Genomic DNA, 15,846 nt, shown 5'->3' with positions numbered 1-15,846 from the left:
GATGCCCGTTTCATTCGACCCTGATCGGGCCCTCCGACTCCCATCCGCTGCGTGTCACGGTCCCGACCGTCAGCTCTGCGGGCGTTGCGGATGTATCGAGTGGGCTGAACCGTTCGAGGGAACCCCAGTCGCGGTCGAGGTCGTCGCGCAGATAGGTCGGGACTACTTCGGCGGAGAGTACGAGCTGTTGCCAGCCGAGCGGGCCTCCACCGAAAGCGTCCATGACGGGACTGTGCGCGGCTGCACCGCTGCGATCCGGCAGTATCCGATACTCGGGGAGTTCCGCGACGCCGTCTTTGTGGTCGAACGGGCGTTGGCACGGGAATCCGAGTGCAACGGTCCAGTCGAGCATCACCGGTGTATCGGACCCGATGACGTCGACGAGCGGGACTGTGCGCGGTATGCGCGGGGGCGTCACGGCGAGCCATTGGTCGGCGGAGATATCGGAGTCGGTTGCGACCAGTCGGACGCGATCGGCATTATCGGGAATTTCGGACAAGGGCACACGAAGATTGCGCCAGGACGGCTGCGGTCCGATGTCGATCGGGGTGACTCGACCGAGAATCTGATCGCCGGCGGCGTACTCCACTTCGAGCGGCTGGCCGGATGCGACGATGCCGTCGGCGTCGACGGATCTGATTCGACCGGCCGCACTGATGGCAAGGAAATCCCCGTCGGGCACTGCGGGGAGTGAGAACCACTCGGTGGTGAGGGTCGCGGGCTCCGATGTGTCCGCGCCGTAGCTGCCGAGGACGGGGGTGCGCGAGGGGTCCAGACCGAAGGGCAATGCGACGGAGCTTCCGTTGATGCCGGTGCCCTCGGTTGTGCCGCCTTCGGTGCCTGAAGATCCGGAGGATGTCGACGTCGGCTGATCGGTTGTCGTGTCGTCGCTGAACCCGCGTGTGCTCTCTTGTGATACGTCTGCTTCGTCGGCGGTGAGGTCGGTGGGGACACCGTCGGGTGCGAAGCCTGCGGTGCCTTCACCTGCGAGGGAATCTGCGAGGGTGGAACCGATCGGCGTCAGCATCGCCTCATTGGGGTCCTGTTCCACCAGTACGTCGTTGGCCAGGCTGCAGGAGTTTCCGGCCAGTGCGTTCAGGTTCGAGCGCGCCACGGAGTAGGCCGGATACTGTGCGACCGCACCTTTGACGAACGACGCGAGTTCGAACAGCACGATGAAGGCAGACATGACCGTCAGAGCCGAGACTCCGAAGCGCGCGGACCTGGTAGTGGCCCGGTAGGGCGTGCGCAGATGCTGCCATCCGGCGTACAACAGTGCGAGAACAGTGAGTCCGAGGAAAACGGTCGAGAAGCCTTTTCCGAGGATCATCGGAGGCTTGTCGAACCACGGGATTCCGTAACTCGAGACGTACCACCAGCCGTTGGAACCGGTGAACGCGAGAGCGGTGAGAAACAGTACGGCTGCGGTGAACAGGGTTCGGTTTCGTGGGTTGTCGCGTGTGGCCGATGCGACGGCGATCGCAGCAACGGCGGCGAGTGACGCGGCCAGACCGGCGTACACACCGAAGTGGTGGGTCCACTTGGTGGGGGTGAACATCATGAGAGCCAGCGCGCCGATCACGATGCCCACGATCCGACGCGAGGGCCCCAGTGCCACACCGGGAATGCGGCCGTTTCGACGCAGCATCACCACGATCGTGGTGATGACGCACAAGATCATCGCGAACACAGCGAATCTTCGGGCGAGTGAACCGTCGGGTGTGATCTCCATGAGCGAGTCCCAGCGGGTGCGCTCTTCGAACCACGGAACGTTCGGTCCGACGGCGGCGCGTGCCCGCGTTGCTTCGAGGACCGTCGAGAGGGTTTGGTCCGCGAAGATCGCGGCGACGATTACTGCACCCGACGCGAGGATCGGTAGCAGCACAGGGAACCAGCCGACGTGACGAGCACGCGAGATGAGAACGCGGACGAGCGGTCTACCTCCGGCCAGCAGCGCCGCGACGCAGATGAGGCCAGTGGGTCCGGCGGCGAGCGAGAACGCCGCGATGAGTACGGCGACGGCTGCGGGAAGCAGCCTGCCGGTCGCGATGGCACGTTCGATCGAGCACCAGGTCAACAGGGCGCCGAGGGCAATGACAGGCTCGGGGCGAAGACCGTTGTCGTATGGGAGCCAGAACGCCAGAAAGACGAGCCCGGCGGTCCAGATCGCAACTTTGTCGGACCGCACTGCGCGGCCGAGTCGCGGAATCACCTCGCGGCTGATGACGGCCCAACACAGCAACCCTGCGATCAGCGCAGGCAGTCGCATCCATGGGCTGGCCGTGGACACCTTCGCGAATGCGGCGAGCATGTCGTAGTATGGCATGCCGAACGGAGCCTCTGGGACACCGAACCAGCGGTAGTAGTTGGCCATGTAGCCGGCGTGTTCGGACACTCGTGCCATCGTGAGCAGGTAGCCGTCGTCCGAGGTATTGGCACCGATGAAATGCCAGAGAAGTAGAACGCCGGCGACCACTCCGTCGACGACCGTGATGCGTAGCCAATGCGAGGGGAAGAAACGGCGTCCGCGCCGTCCGTCCCGCAGGTCCAGCCGGTGCAGAGCGATCAGCGAGATGATGGTGAAGATGACTGCGGCAGCCATCGCGAGTTTCTTGAGAAGCGTTGGGGTGGAGGAGAATCGCGAGTCGATCTGGATATCGACACTGAAGTCGACAGGCGCAGTCCCCTGCAATTCGGTGAAGACGCCGACGGTCTGCGGTCGTGCGTCGCCGTCGATCGCGCCTGTTGCATCGGTGCCCGGAGCCGACGCGGTGGATCCGGTGTTCGTCGAGCTGATGTCGACCGACGAGCAGGACGCCAGCTGAGCATTGGTGAGAGTGAGCAGGACGCGCTCGCGCAGCACGGCCTGCATGCCGCTTTCGGTGCGGGTGACGACGAGTCCGACGCCTTGTGCGTCGGGGGCGTTGGGCGCGGTGGTGGAGAGAACGAGTGTGCCGGGCGGTGCGTTCTCGATCACGGCACATGGAATGGACGCATCCAAAGACAGCGGTGTGTAGGAAATCAACGGCGCTTCGACGGACGTCAGCGTCCCGTTCTGCGGCCAGCTGATCGACGCCGAATCCTGAGTGACCGGCAACAGCGGTGTCAGGACCGCAGCGAGCACGGCGATGACGCCGGCGACGACGGCAACGACTCCGGCGGAGATGCGTGGCGACGATTTCCGAGAAGTCGGGTTCGGTGCGGTGGCTGCGGCGGTGGACACGGTTGCCCATGCTATTGCACGGTCACGCCGTCGGTCGTTTCGTGCAGGTCAGTGTGTCAGGGTGTGAGCGCACGCACGTCCCAGACCCACACCCCACCGTGGAACTGGGCTTGGGTGCCCAGGAGAGTGTCGACGGTCGCACGCAATGCCCTGTTGTTCTTTCCCGGTGGGAGCACGACTACGTCGGCGTTCCAGTAGTCCAGATCTTCGATGGCCTGTTTCTTCTGCTCAGCGGTGATGTCCGGGACCGTCCCGGAGTTCTGTACCGAGCCCAGCAGAAGTGCGGTCCTTCGGTCGACGGCACCGTATTTCGCCTTCTTGTCCACGTGCTCGCTCGGTCCGACGAAGTAACCGGCTGCCAGCGGGAAGCCCATCCCGGCGTCGATCTGCCACAGCAGCGGACGGGCGTCCTCTGGTCGAGGTAGCGGGACGGTGACGATCGAACCGCCGTCGACGTAGTCCCGCCATTCGCCGTCGGCGAAGAATGCCGGCGTCGGGGTTCTCTCCACCGCCTGCAACGGCATCGGAAACAACGGAACGAGAGCGAGCGCCAACGCGATCGACCACAGGCCCGGTAGGGGCCGAAGTCCGCGTCCGAATGCCTTGTCGGTGGCCAACACCAGGATCAGCGCGAGTGCGGGCACCGCGCCGAGGACGAATCGAGTTTCCAACACGGATTCGACGAGCGGGGTCTCCGCGAACCACTTCCACGGAAGTTCGATTCCGGTGTCGTTCTTGCCGATGTACAGCACGGTCCCGAGTGAGAGGACGCCCATGACGACCGCGGTCGTGGCAGCTGCCCGAACTCGGGCGTCGCGCCACATCCATAGCGTCGCACCGAGGCACAGCACGAGCAGTGGCCAACCGAGATAGGCGTTCTCCTCGGTGGCATTGATGCGCACGTCCTGGCCCGGCGTCACCTTTCCGCCGATGGACTGCGTCGGGAACTGGAAGAGGGCTTTGGCGTCGTTGCCCATGTTGCCGTGCTCGATGAACGAGTAACTCTGCGGACCGAAGAACTGCCACCACAACGGAACGGCAACGAGTGCGACGGCGATCACGGCTGCGATCGGCAGGCTCTTGGCCGCGTTGGCGACCGCGGACACGATGCTGCGAGGGTTGCCGAGGTAGAAGACGCCGACGAAGATGCCGAACGAGATCGCGAAGATCAGCAATGGCTCTTCGCCGAGCAAGATCTGCAGCGCAACGACGAGTCCGAGGGCGATCGTCCGCTTTGCCGTCGGGCCGTCGTGCGCGATGCGGATGACCATCGAAGCGATCACCGGCAGCAGAAACAGGACGACGAAGTTCGGATGACCGTTGGCGTGCGAAACCATGGCGGGGGCGAATCCGCAGAGTGCACCGCCTATGGCGGAAGCACCGCGCGATGCTCCCAACCTGCGCGCAAACAGCCAATACCAGGCGTAGGCGGTACCGGCGAGACCGACGGTGAGCCCGATCGTCCAGGTCACCGTGGGGCCGAACAGTAGCGTGATCGGCGCCAATGGGATCGACAGACCGAACATCGCAGTGTTCGCCATCATGTTGACGCCTGCGGGGTAATTCTGCAGATCACTCCACAGTGGGTTGTCGAGATGCGCGACCGAGTGCGCCGCGACGGAGAGGAACCACTCCCACATGGCCTGGTCCTGGCCACTGTTGTAGAGGTATCCGTTGCCGAGGTTGCGCCATTGCCCCTGCATGACGAACAGTGCGAGGACCGCGAACAACGAGGCAGCCGCCACGTCGGCGCGGTCCACGCGCGAGATCAGCACAGTGCGTACACGCGTGGAGATCGACCCGCGTTTCGACGCCGGGGCAGTCTGCGGCTGCTCGAGCACGGTCCGATCAGTGTTTGTCATCGCGCTGCACGCTACGTGAACGTTATGTGATTCTTCTAGGTGTTGCGGGTGACCAGGGCAAACGGACCGATATCGGTGACGGTGAACCGCTGATCCTCGAACAACGATGCGTCGAAAGTGACGGTGTAGCGGCGCACGTTCGGATCGTTCGGGTATACGTCCTCGGCCAACCGAAGGGTGTAACCCTCGGCCCCGCGCCGGAACAGGAACGCATCCGGCGCCGCCCAAGCGCTGCCGTCCATGGCCGCGATCAGTTCGTCCGGAGTCTCGAGCTTCGCCCAGTCTGCGATAGCTGCAGCGCGCTCGTCGAACTGGGCAAGCGGATTTGCATAATGCGAGGTCAGGCCTTGGAACCCGAAGTACGAGTAGTAGCTCAGGAACGACGTGTCGGCGGTCAACACGATCGTCTCGTCCCGGGGCCTGCCGATCTGCTCGCGGATGGCAGTGTCGACGTCGCTGTAGTACGACACCGCGCTCGGTGGACGCTTGTCGGCGCGAACGCCGTCACCGTCGGTATCGGAGTACGCGACGGTGATCTCGGTCTGCAAGATCTGCGGAATGCTCTGTGCGAACGCCATTGCGCCGACGGCCGCGATCACGACAGCCGCAATCTTGAACCGTGACGGTTCGTTGATCGCCTGGTAGATCGCTTTGGAACCTTCGATGAAGCCGAAAACACCTGCTGCGCCCAGTAATACGATCAGAACAGCTTCGAGCCGGAACGACAGCAGCGTCGTGCCTGCTACCGCGGCGGCCATCGACAGAAGCGTCCACAGATAGACCGCGACGACGCCGATGCCCAACGCCTGGGCGCGACGCGAAGACGCCGCCCGCACCGCGAGCCACAACGTTCCCGCGAGGCACAGTGCACCGACCAACGAGAACTCCAACATCGGAAACGGCAGTGTCGCACCGGCCTCCGGAAGGTAGTGCAGAGCGGTTCCCGACGTCGACGGCGTCCCGGTCAGAGCGTCCGCCAGATAGGGGAGCCACACGGTCAGCGCAACGAGACCGGAGATAGCTGCGATGACGACGAGTCGAACGGCAACAGGAATCGCCGCGCGCCAACTCTTCTGGTCCCTGATACCCACGATTGCCGATACGACGGCCATCAACGTGACTGCGAACGCAGCCAGGCCCAGGTAAAGAGTGTAGAAAGTGGCGGCCAGGCCGAGGAACAGGCCGGTGCCCACGACCGCTCCCCATCCCCAGGAGCCCAGCGATCGCTGGGGTTCGCTCGCACCCCCCGACCGCTTCAATGGTCCATTCATACGATCAGATGGCTTGAGCGCGCCATTCAAGCGCCCGCCGACACCGGAAGCCACCGGTCTGTTCAGCGCACCCCAGGCCAACAAGAGTGCCGGCGCGATGAGTAGGGCGATGACGGCGCTGTACGCCTCGGGAGATGCATAGGCGACGACCAATGCAGTGGTCACTGCACTGACGGCGACGGCCCAGTCGACGCTTACGAGCGCTTTCCACAAGGTGAATGCCAGCACCGCGGTGACGGCGAGGAATCCGATTGCGAACGGCTTGAACACTTCCCAGCCATCCATACCGAGCAGGTTTCCCACGCGCCCGCCTAGCCAGAACCATCCCGCGGGATAGAAGGGCGGGATGTCCGCGTACGTCATATCGCGGAGTGCAGCCGAATCGGTGAGCCGCGTCAGGTATTCGGTGCGGAACTCCTGGTCGACGGAGACGCCGAACAAGTACAGCTTGGTTGCGGCCAGCGGCATTCCGAGGGTGATCGTCACGAATCCGGACAGTCCGACCCACGTCAGTGACTTCGCCAACCATTCGAGCTTTCCTCGACGGTAGAGCGCGATGGCCACTGCGAGCGCGATGGCACAGGCGACTTGGCCGAGCGTCGTCACGGCGCGAGTGACGTTGGACGAGTTGAATGCCGGCCACTCGACGAGTGAGAAGGCATACAACCCGACCGTCGCAACAATTGCTGCGACGAGAGCGGCCAGTACGCCTTCGAAGGCCGTGCCGAGCGCTCGTCTCATCTAGATGGGGAGCTTGCGGAAGATCGGCCGCGGGACGTGCCGCAGAACCATCATCACCAGACGCCACGGCGCCGGCGTCCAGATGAGCTCTTTGCCCTTCTGCGAAGCGTTCACCGCGAGCTTCGCGATGACCTCTTTGTCGACGGTCATCGGCGCTTCCTTGACGTGCGCGCTGAACTTGGTGCGCACCATTCCCGGCCGAACGACCGTGACGCGAGGCCCGAACTCGCGCAATGCCTCTCCGAGGCCGAGGTAGAAGCCGTCGAGTCCGGCCTTGGTGGAGCCGTAGACGAAGTTGGACCGGCGGACCCGCTCACCTGCCACCGAGGACATGACGATGATGCGGCCGTAGGCCTGTGCTTTCATCTTTTCGCCCAGCAGTACACCGACCGAAACCGATGCGGTGTAGTTGATGTTCGCGGCGAGTACTGCCTTGCGCTGGTCCTGCCATAGTTCCTCGGCGTCGAAATCCACCGCAAAAGCGACGATTGCGACGTCGACATCGCCCTTGGACCAGGCTTCGTCGATGACCTTCGGGTGTGACGCAGTGTCGAGCGCATCGAAATCGATGACGTCCACGGACTTTGCGCCCTTGGCGGTCAGCTGCGCTACGGCACTGTCACGAAGGGGGTCGTTCGGCAGTGCGGCGAGAATGACGCGCGCCGGTGACTTCGACAGGTACTCCTCGGTGATCGCGAGGCCGATCTCGCTTGTTCCGCCGAGTACAAGAATGGTCTGTGGGTTACCCACAGCGTCGATCGTCACAACAATTCCAACCTTCTGGCCATATCGGAGGCGAAAACGCCTGTGGGGTCGACGGATCGGCGGACCTTGATCCACTCGTCGATCCGGGGGTACATCGCATGGAAGGTCTCGGCGCTAGTGCGTGAGTCCTTCGCCGTGTAGAGGCGTCCGCCGAATTCGAGGACGCGCTTGTCGAGTTCTCGAACGAACTCGCCCAAGCCTGCCTTGATCGGGAAGTCGACGCAGATGTTCCAGCCCGGGATCGGGAAGCTCAGTGGCGCTTCGTTTCCCGGTCCGAACAGTTTGAAGACATTGAGGAAGGAGTAGTGCCCCGACTTCTGAATGTCGACGATGATCTTCTTGAACTCGTCGACAGCCTCCGGCGGCACCACGAACTGGTACTGCAGGAACCCGTTCGAACCGTACGCACGATTCCACTCACCGAACATGTCGAGTGGGTGATAGAACGCGGTGAGGTTCTGAACCTTGTTCCGGTAGTTGCCTGCCTTGAGATACCACGCCTGGCCGACCGCGCCGAGCGTGAACTTGTTGGCCAGCCCGTTGGGGAACACGTCCGGGAACGTCAACAGCGGCTTCGCGTTGAATCGCAGCGGATCCTTCTGCAGTTTCTCGGGCAGCTGATCGAGCCTCGCCAAGGACCCACGCGACACGGCGGCACGACCGAGCTTCGGCGGTGCCGCGATGGCATCGAACCATGCGCTCGAGTAGTCGTAGTTGTTCTCGCTGCCGTCACTGTGCAGAGCGATGGTTTCGTCGAGGTTCCGGGTGACGTCACCGTCGGCGATGAAGTAGGCCGTCTCGGTCGGCGTCATCTCGATGGTCGCGCGCAGGATGATTCCGGTGAGGCCGTTGCCGCCGACTGTGGCCCAGAAGAGGTTGGCGTTCTCACCGGACGGGGTGAGGTGCCGGATCTCGCCATCGGCAGTGAGTAGTTCCATCGAGCGCACGTGATTGCCGAAGCTGCCGGCACTGTGATGGTTCTTACCGTGGATATCCGTGCCGATCGCACCACCGATGGTGACCTGGCGCGTCCCGGGCAACACCGGAACCCACAGGCCGAAGGGCAGTGCTGCGCGCATCAGCTGGTCGAGACTGACGCCGCCGTCCACGTCGACGATCCGAGTTCCAGCGTCGATGCTGTGGATGCCGGTGAGCGCCGTCATGTCGATGACGAGGCCGCCCGAGTTCTGCGCATTGTCGCCGTACGAGCGGCCCAAACCACGCGCAATGACACCGCGGCGCAGGTGAGAGGGCTTGCTGTCGTTTTGCTCGGCGACTTGTTTGACTGCGCTCGCGATGAGCTCCAGGTCGGAAGTCGAGAGCACCTCACCGGTGGACGGCGAGGTACGGCCCCATCCGGAAAGCGTGCGGGTCTGCGTGGGTAGCGGCGCAGTGTTCCCGGCCTGTGGTTCCAGGGGGAAGAGTGCGTCGTCGGCTGTCGTGGACATCGGTATAGAGGCTACTCGGTCATCGGGGTCGCTTCGAGGCTGCGCTCTCGTCGATGAGACAGCTAGTGTGGGTGATCGTGCCGCAACCCGACGACTGGTCAGCCGAAGACGAGGAACTCCAGCACCACGTTCCCCTCCCCGTCGAGCTGCCGCTGACCGAGAACATCGCCGACGACGCCCTGGACTTCAAGACCCAGGTGATCCGCTTCTTGGCGACGGGGGTGCTGTCGGCAATCTTCGACTTCTCTATCACCATCGCCTTGCAGTACGGCCTCGACTTCCAACTGTCGATCGCCAAAGCCGTCGGATTCATCGTGGGTACGACGGTGGCCTACCTGATCAATCGGCGTTGGACGTTCCGCGCGGAACCTTCGCGCGCTCGATTCATTGCGGTGGTTGCGCTCTACGCCGCGACCTTCGGGGTGCAGAACGCTCTGTACACCGTCTTCGGGCATGTTTGGCCCGAGACAATCCTGTACAGCGCCGCAGCGTTCGTCATCGCTCAGGGGACCGCGACGGTCATCAACTTCATCGTCCAGCGAACCGTGATCTTCAAGATCCGCTGATCGTCTGCGCTCAGGCTGTGTAGGTCGGCAGGTATCCGGCGTCGATGGCCTGCGCGAGTGAGGGTGCAGCTTTGTCTTTGTCGGAGAGTTGGTACTCGAGCGGTGAGCCGTCGCGGGCGAGGGTGGGCCAGTCGATCGCCAGATCGGTATCGAGCGGATTCATGTCGCGATCCAAAGCCGGGGTGTACTCGATCGAGCACAGGTACATCACCGTCGAGCCGTCTTCGAGTGACAAGATCGCATGCCCGAGGCCTTCCGGGAGATACACCGCACGACGGTCGACGTCGTCGATCAGCACGCTGTCCCAGATCCCGAATGTCGGCGACCCGATCCGCAGATCGACGATCACATCCAGAAACGCGCCCTTGGTGCAGGTGACGTACTTCGCTTGACCGGGTGGGGTGTCGGTGAAATGGATACCGCGCAGCACCCCCGCTGCCGAGACAGAGCAGTTCGCCTGCGCCAACTCCAACGGCCGCCCGACTGCATTTTCGAAGTCCGAGGATTTGAACCATTCGAAGAACACGCCGCGATCGTCACCGAACTGGCGCGGGGTGAATTCGAACGCGCCGGAGATTTTCAATTCACGAAAGCTCATCTACACAGATCCTTTACTTGCTGCGATCGACGAGGTCGAGCAGGTATTGCCCGTACCCGGACTTGACGAGCTTGGTTGCTCGTTCCCGCAGTTGATCGTCGGTGATGAATCCGCGACGCCACGACACTTCTTCCGGTGAACCAATTTTCAGGCCCTGCCGTTGCTCGATGGTGCGCACATAATTGGAGGCGTCCAGTAGCGAATCGAAGGTGCCGGTATCGAGCCATGCCGTCCCGCGGGGCAAGACTTCCACGGCAAGACGCCCAGCGTCGAGGTAGTGCCGGTTGACGTCGGTGATCTCGTATTCGCCCCGCGCCGAAGGCTCGAGATCGCGGGCGATGGCGAGTACGTCGTTGTCGTAGAAGTACAGGCCGGGGACGGAAAAGTTCGACTTCGGGACCTTCGGCTTCTCTTCCAGCGAGATCGCCTTGCCGGCGGCGTCGAACTCGATGACGCCGTAGGCGCTGGGATCTTTCACCTCGTAGGCGAAGACCGCTCCGCCGTCGATGTCACCGAATCGGCCTAGCTGCGAGCCCAGTCCGGGGCCGTAGAAGATGTTGTCGCCGAGCACCAAAGCGGCACTGTCGGAGCCGATATGTTCCGCTCCGAGGACGAATGCTTGAGCGAGGCCGTTCGGCTCGTGCTGGACCTTGTAGGTCAGGTTGATGCCGAACTGGGAGCCGTCACCGAGCAGACGTTGGAATTGTTGCGAATCCTGTTCGGTGGTGATGATCAGAATGTCGCGGATATTGGCCAAGATCAGCGTCGAGAGTGGGTAATAGATCATCGGCTTGTCGTACACCGGCACCAACTGCTTACTGATGCCCATCGTGATCGGATGAAGACGCGACCCGGTACCGCCCGCCAGAATTATTCCCCGCATATTCGGAAGTCTCGCAGATCAGAAAGCTCTTCGCGCGTCCGCGGTCACTGCCATTCGATGCGAAATGGCTGTTCCTCGATCTGTAGTGGCCAATTTCCCGGCCAATCGACCAGAGGGTCTGCGCGGAGTTCGTGTACCTCGGCGGGTATGGGTTTTGCGTCGAGTTCTATGCGGTCCCAAGTGGTGTCTTTCACTGAAACTCGCCGAGCGAACTCACGCAACTCAGGTGACGCATGTGGCGATTCGGCGAGGCGCGCAAGAAACTTTGCCGTGACGGTGTGACGCGCGGTTGACGCCCCGATGGTGACGCTGTCTACGTGTCGACGGGCTTCTTCGAGTCGTGCAATCGATTCCATGACCCTGGCATACGAAGGATCGTCGATCATGCGTCCGCCCATGGTTGTGTGCCTTCTCCCACCGAGAATCTTTCATTCGGCGTGTTGATCAAGGGGCTGATGTCGGCAGTCTTGCCTGCTTCGACTGCAACCTTGCCATGCTCGAGAAAGTCGGTAAGTGGGGTCAGGTGCTTGTCGATTGTCTGGTTAATCTGGCCTTCGGGATCGGTGATTGCCGCGAGAAACCGGCCTAAATCGTCGACCACAGTTTCGATCTTGGCTACTAAATTCATAGTCAGATTCATTGCTTGCCAGCAGATTTCGATGATTCTCTCGATTTGCCACGCCGTTCCGAGGGCAGGGATCTTTTTGAGCGCAACTTTCATCGCGCTTCGACCGGATCCGATATCGACCTCGGCTTCGAGCATCTCCACGATCTTTCCAACTATCGACTGGACTGCTGACCGAATTTGATCGGCGATGACCCCGGTAAGCGCGTGGATTGTGCGGCCGGCCGGTCCTTCCCAGTGCATCGCTGCTACTTGTCTTCCTGCGTAGAGCGAGAACGATTGTGCGGCAGCCCCATCCCAGCTGTCATCGACTCGTCTGGCGCCTCTTTCAAGCGACATTGCTGCGGCTTCCATCGCATTGCCGGCGATCTCGTATGCCTGGCCGAGGCGTCGTATTTCGTTCCAGTTTCCGGTGACGGGGATCGTTGCCTCGTTGAGCGGACTCCAACCGGATAGTTCGAAGATCGTGCGGTCGATCTCACCGAGCCACGAGGCGGCGTCGTCGATTGTTTGGCGGATGTCGTCGACGGCTGGGTTCGGAGCGGGATAGTCGATCCCGTCCGGGTTTCCGTAGTTCGCGACGTCGAAGTATTCGTCGATCACGCCAACCGCGGGAGTCTCGGATGTCCCTGGTCGCCTGAGCGGTGGGGGGAGCAGATTCGTGTGTGCATTGAGTGCGTCGTAGTTTTCGTTTTCTTGATCGTCGTAGAGCCAGGCTGCTTCTTGCAGTTCGTTGCCGATGTAGACACATGTGGCGGCCAGATGGACGTGCCGGCTTCGGGTGTACTCCTGGTATTCGGCAACGAACGGCGTGAGCCGTTGCAAAATCTGACCGGGCAGCGTGTCGCTGAGTCCGGCGTGCTCGAGGATATAGGGGTGGCTGGCCATGGTGCCTTGACCGATACGGTCCGCCAGTCTTCCGAGACCCGCGATCTCAGCTGTATCGACCTCGAATCCTTCTGTCACGTTAGCTCTTTCGAATTGTTGAAATGAGGTCGTCGATCTCGGAATCGCTCAGCGCATTGTCGACTTCGCGTTCCGCTCGGACTATGAAGACCACGACCTCGGCGGTCGCATATCCGGGAGTGGCGACGACGTCGAATGTTGCTTCTCTCGAGGCGCAATGCTCCTCGGCTTCGGGGATATCTTTCACCGTGGCCCGGTATCGGACAGCGGGTTGGTTGTCGATCACGAATTTCTCGGGGCCGCTGATCGACACGGTCGGCTTCTGCGACTCATTGGCACCCGAAAAGATCATTTCTGCCTTCTCGACCTCGGCCAAAGCGGTCGCATTCAGATCTAGAGTGCGCCGGCCAGTGATGCCGGTCATCCCGCGTTCCGAGTGCTCGCCGTCCGAACACTCTGTCCTGCCGTAGAAGCCGAGGGCGCCGTACCTAGCTGATGTCCCGTCATCGCCGGTCCACCCCGCAACGCCCGTCTGCCAGACGTCCCAGCCGGTAGGAACCTCGTAGGTCAATCCGAACTTGGTTGCGATGGGCTGAGGCTGCCCGTCGGGCACCACGATCTTCGGGGGCGGCCGTTCCATAGACGGGAAACCCGGCGGCAGGGGTGGCGCGGTGGTCTTCGCAGCTGTCCCCGGTGGAGGCGTCGCAGCCATCACACCCTCGTATCGCTCCGGTGCCTCCGGCGCGATTTTCGGCAGTCCCCACAGCAACGCGTTGAAGGCGACCAGGCTCACTGCCAGTCCTGAAAGTTTTTTGCGTAGCCCCATGGCACTCCCCCCGAAGTCGCCGAAACGCTAACACGACGCAACGACAAGGTCGGCCCGAAATCAGTCGGGCCGGTATGGTCACCCTTATGAAACTGCTCGTTACCGGTGGCGCCGGGTTCATCGGTGCCAATTTCGTGCATCAGACCGTGGCCGAGCGACCCGATGCGCAGGTGACGGTGCTCGATGCCCTCACCTATGCCGGTAACCGCTCCTCACTGGACTCGGTTGGAGACAAGATCGACTTCGTCGAGGGTGACGTCGCAGATGCAGAACTGGTGAACCGGCTTGTCGCGGATACCGATCTCGTGGTTCATTTCGCCGCGGAGTCGCACAACGACAACAGCTTGAGCAACCCGTGGCCGTTCGTCCACACCAACGTCATCGGTACGACGACGCTGCTGCAGGCTGTCCGCGAGCACGACGTTCGGTACCACCACATCTCCACCGACGAGGTCTACGGGGACCTCGAGCTCGACGACCCAGCGCGTTTCACCGAGTCGACTCCGTACAACCCGTCGAGCCCGTATTCCTCGACGAAGGCGTCGAGTGACCTTCTGGTGCGGGCGTGGGTGCGGTCGTTTGGGGTTCGCGCGACCATCTCGAACTGCTCCAACAACTACGGCCCGTACCAGCATGTGGAGAAGTTCATTCCCCGGCAGATCACCAACATCTTGTCCGGTGCCAGGCCGAAGCTGTACGGCGCCGGTCACAACGTGCGGGACTGGATCCACGTCGACGATCACAACCACGCGGTGTGGACGATCATCGAAAAGGGCGCGATGGGCGAAACGTATCTGATCGGCGCCGACGGGGAGAAGAACAACCGTGAGGTCCTCGAGACGATCCTCGAGGAAACCGGGCAGGCCGCCGACGCATTCGATTTCGTCACCGATCGACCGGGCCACGATCTGCGCTACGCGATCGACTGGACCAAGCTTCGCACCGAATTGGGTTGGACACCTGAGTACGTGGACTTCCGCAGCGGACTGAAGGCGACGGTCGACTGGTACCGCGAGAACGAGGAGTGGTGGCGTCCGCAGAAGGATGCGACTGAAAGCGGCTACGCACGAACCGAGGCTGTACTCGACGGACGTACCGCGCCCGGAGCCTGATCACGCCGTAGTGGCGTCGACCCTGGAGTGTTCATGTACCAGTGCATTGCGCAGCACTCGGGATCCTGCAGCGGCGGCAATTACTCCGGCCGAAACCTCGCAGAGTGTGAAGACAAGACGCGAAACCAGTGCGAGGCCCAGCGCAACGCCTGCGTCCATGAAAGGCGACAGCGCCGCGACTACGACCGCCTCACGGACGCCGATCCCCGATGGGGCGACGATTACGAGCACGCCTGCACACATGCCGAGGGCAAGTGCGCCGATACATTGCACTAACCCGCCGAGATGGAATCCTGCTGAACTGGACGCCAGTATCCACAGATGGACGCCATAGAGCACCCAACTGAGTCCGCACCATCCGAGTGCAAGCCCGATTTTGCGCATGGTGAGTTGTTTGGCCAGAGGAGCTTTGCGGAGCAGCTTCAACGCGAAGTTGACCAGTTTCGTAAGAATCGGTGGATAAGCGCAGATCAAAGCGATCGGTACAGCCACAATGACCAGAATCGCGGCCAGGGTGCTGACTTGGAACAAAGCGGGCAGGCCAAGCAGGCCCACAACCAACGCCGACGTCGTACTCAGTCCAACAGTGACCAGTACAGCTGTGAAGGCGGCGGCACGAGACACTCCGGCGCGCCGGGCCAGTTCGGTTTGTAGTACAAATGCCCAGACGCTGCCCGGGAGGTATTTTCCCAACTGGCCCACCAAGTAGCATCGCGCGGCGTCGAAGGCCGGAATGGGATGCTCCAGCGCCCCGAGCGCATGTTGCCACGCCCGGACTGCGGCACCCATGCCGAGGAATACGAAGATTCCTGACGCGATCAGGGACCACCAATCGAGATCAGCGATAGTGCCCTTGACCTGAGACCACTGGGACTTCACAGCGAAGAAGATTGCAACAAAAATTGCCACTGTGACCAGAAGCTGCAGACCTTTGCCCAGTAGAGCTTTCTTGGTCGACTGAGGCGGCGACGAGTCGGACGGAATACTCACGTTGATCTCGCGTGCAATGCCGACATGGGT

The 15,846-nt window shown here is 62.2% G+C and carries 13 protein-coding genes; 2 read left to right on the top strand and 11 right to left on the bottom strand.

The window, feature by feature from the left end; all coding sequences use genetic code 11:
- Positions 1-10: 10 nt before the first annotated feature.
- The 5 genes from E5720_RS09470 to E5720_RS09450 are packed head-to-tail and all read right to left on the bottom strand — an operon-like array spanning position 11 to position 9,310.
- Entirely contained in the window at positions 11-3,223 is a 3,213-nt protein-coding gene (locus E5720_RS09470; RefSeq protein WP_136170458.1) for an arabinosyltransferase domain-containing protein, read from the bottom strand.
- 56 nt (positions 3,224-3,279) lie between these two features.
- A complete protein-coding gene (locus E5720_RS09465) occupies positions 3,280-5,085 on the bottom strand; it encodes a glycosyl transferase (RefSeq protein WP_136170457.1) in 1,806 nt (601 codons plus the stop codon).
- A gap of 35 nt (positions 5,086-5,120) precedes the next feature.
- Positions 5,121-7,097 (bottom strand): galactan 5-O-arabinofuranosyltransferase, encoded by a 1,977-nt coding sequence (locus E5720_RS09460; RefSeq protein ID WP_136170456.1) that lies wholly within the window; start codon positions 7,095-7,097, stop codon positions 5,121-5,123.
- Positions 7,098-7,862 carry a decaprenylphospho-beta-D-erythro-pentofuranosid-2-ulose 2-reductase gene (locus E5720_RS09455; protein WP_136170455.1) on the bottom strand — a complete coding sequence of 255 codons (765 nt, stop codon included), beginning with the start codon at positions 7,860-7,862 and terminating at the stop codon, positions 7,098-7,100.
- A complete protein-coding gene (locus tag E5720_RS09450; RefSeq protein WP_136170454.1) occupies positions 7,859-9,310 on the bottom strand; it encodes an FAD-binding oxidoreductase in 1,452 nt (483 codons plus the stop codon). Before E5720_RS09450 ends, E5720_RS09455 begins: the two co-directional genes overlap by 4 nt.
- Positions 9,311-9,363: 53 nt before the next feature.
- On the opposite strand from E5720_RS09450, the gene E5720_RS09445 reads away from it, so the two are divergent.
- Positions 9,364-9,876 (top strand): GtrA family protein, encoded by a 513-nt coding sequence (locus E5720_RS09445; protein WP_136170453.1) that lies wholly within the window; start codon positions 9,364-9,366, stop codon positions 9,874-9,876.
- A 10-nt stretch (positions 9,877-9,886) separates the two neighbouring features.
- Here E5720_RS09445 and rfbC read toward each other — a convergent pair whose 3' ends face one another.
- Genes rfbC through E5720_RS09420 form a run of 5 tightly spaced genes read right to left on the bottom strand, consistent with a single transcriptional unit; the run spans position 9,887 to position 13,681 of the window.
- Positions 9,887-10,474 (bottom strand): dTDP-4-dehydrorhamnose 3,5-epimerase, encoded by a 588-nt coding sequence (gene rfbC, locus E5720_RS09440; RefSeq protein ID WP_136170452.1) that lies wholly within the window; start codon positions 10,472-10,474, stop codon positions 9,887-9,889.
- A gap of 13 nt (positions 10,475-10,487) precedes the next feature.
- Positions 10,488-11,357 (bottom strand): glucose-1-phosphate thymidylyltransferase RfbA, encoded by an 870-nt coding sequence (gene rfbA, locus E5720_RS09435; protein ID WP_136170451.1) that lies wholly within the window; start codon positions 11,355-11,357, stop codon positions 10,488-10,490.
- A gap of 44 nt (positions 11,358-11,401) precedes the next feature.
- Positions 11,402-11,743, bottom strand: coding sequence for a hypothetical protein (locus tag E5720_RS09430; RefSeq protein WP_136170450.1), 342 nt, complete (start codon positions 11,741-11,743; stop codon positions 11,402-11,404).
- Complete coding sequence (locus E5720_RS09425) at positions 11,740-12,948, bottom strand: hypothetical protein (protein WP_136170449.1); 1,209 nt, start codon at positions 12,946-12,948, stop codon at positions 11,740-11,742. The genes E5720_RS09430 and E5720_RS09425 overlap by 4 nt, the downstream gene beginning before the upstream one ends.
- Before the next feature lies 1 nt (position 12,949).
- Positions 12,950-13,681 (bottom strand): hypothetical protein, encoded by a 732-nt coding sequence (locus E5720_RS09420; RefSeq protein WP_247596244.1) that lies wholly within the window; start codon positions 13,679-13,681, stop codon positions 12,950-12,952.
- A gap of 119 nt (positions 13,682-13,800) precedes the next feature.
- On the opposite strand from E5720_RS09420, the gene rfbB reads away from it, so the two are divergent.
- Positions 13,801-14,826: a dTDP-glucose 4,6-dehydratase gene (gene rfbB, locus E5720_RS09415; RefSeq protein WP_136170448.1), complete on the top strand. Its 1,026-nt coding sequence runs from the start codon at positions 13,801-13,803 to the stop codon at positions 14,824-14,826.
- On the opposite strand, the gene E5720_RS09410 is transcribed toward rfbB, so the two are convergent.
- A complete protein-coding gene (locus E5720_RS09410) occupies positions 14,827-15,816 on the bottom strand; it encodes a lysylphosphatidylglycerol synthase transmembrane domain-containing protein (RefSeq protein WP_247596243.1) in 990 nt (329 codons plus the stop codon).
- Positions 15,817-15,846 lie beyond the last annotated feature (30 nt).

It is taken from the genome of Rhodococcus sp. PAMC28707 (assembly GCF_004795915.1).
GTDB lineage: Bacteria > Actinomycetota > Actinomycetes > Mycobacteriales > Mycobacteriaceae > Rhodococcoides.
This window is presented reverse-complemented; position numbering and strand designations above follow the sequence as displayed.

Excerpts from the sequence above, each read along its gene's own strand:
- E5720_RS09445 (WP_136170453.1), top strand. The coding sequence starts at position 9,364 with ATGAGACAGCTAGTGTGGGTGATCGTGCCGCAACCCGACGACTGGTCA.
- E5720_RS09450 (WP_136170454.1), bottom strand. The coding sequence starts at position 9,310 with ATGTCCACGACAGCCGACGACGCACTCTTCCCCCTGGAACCACAGGCC.
- E5720_RS09460 (WP_136170456.1), bottom strand. The coding sequence starts at position 7,097 with ATGAGACGAGCGCTCGGCACGGCCTTCGAAGGCGTACTGGCCGCTCTC.
- rfbA (WP_136170451.1), bottom strand. The coding sequence starts at position 11,357 with ATGCGGGGAATAATTCTGGCGGGCGGTACCGGGTCGCGTCTTCATCCG.
- rfbC (WP_136170452.1), bottom strand. The coding sequence starts at position 10,474 with ATGAGCTTTCGTGAATTGAAAATCTCCGGCGCGTTCGAATTCACCCCG.
- E5720_RS09465 (WP_136170457.1), bottom strand. The coding sequence starts at position 5,085 with ATGACAAACACTGATCGGACCGTGCTCGAGCAGCCGCAGACTGCCCCG.
- E5720_RS09430 (WP_136170450.1), bottom strand. The coding sequence starts at position 11,743 with ATGATCGACGATCCTTCGTATGCCAGGGTCATGGAATCGATTGCACGA.
- rfbB (WP_136170448.1), top strand. The coding sequence starts at position 13,801 with ATGAAACTGCTCGTTACCGGTGGCGCCGGGTTCATCGGTGCCAATTTC.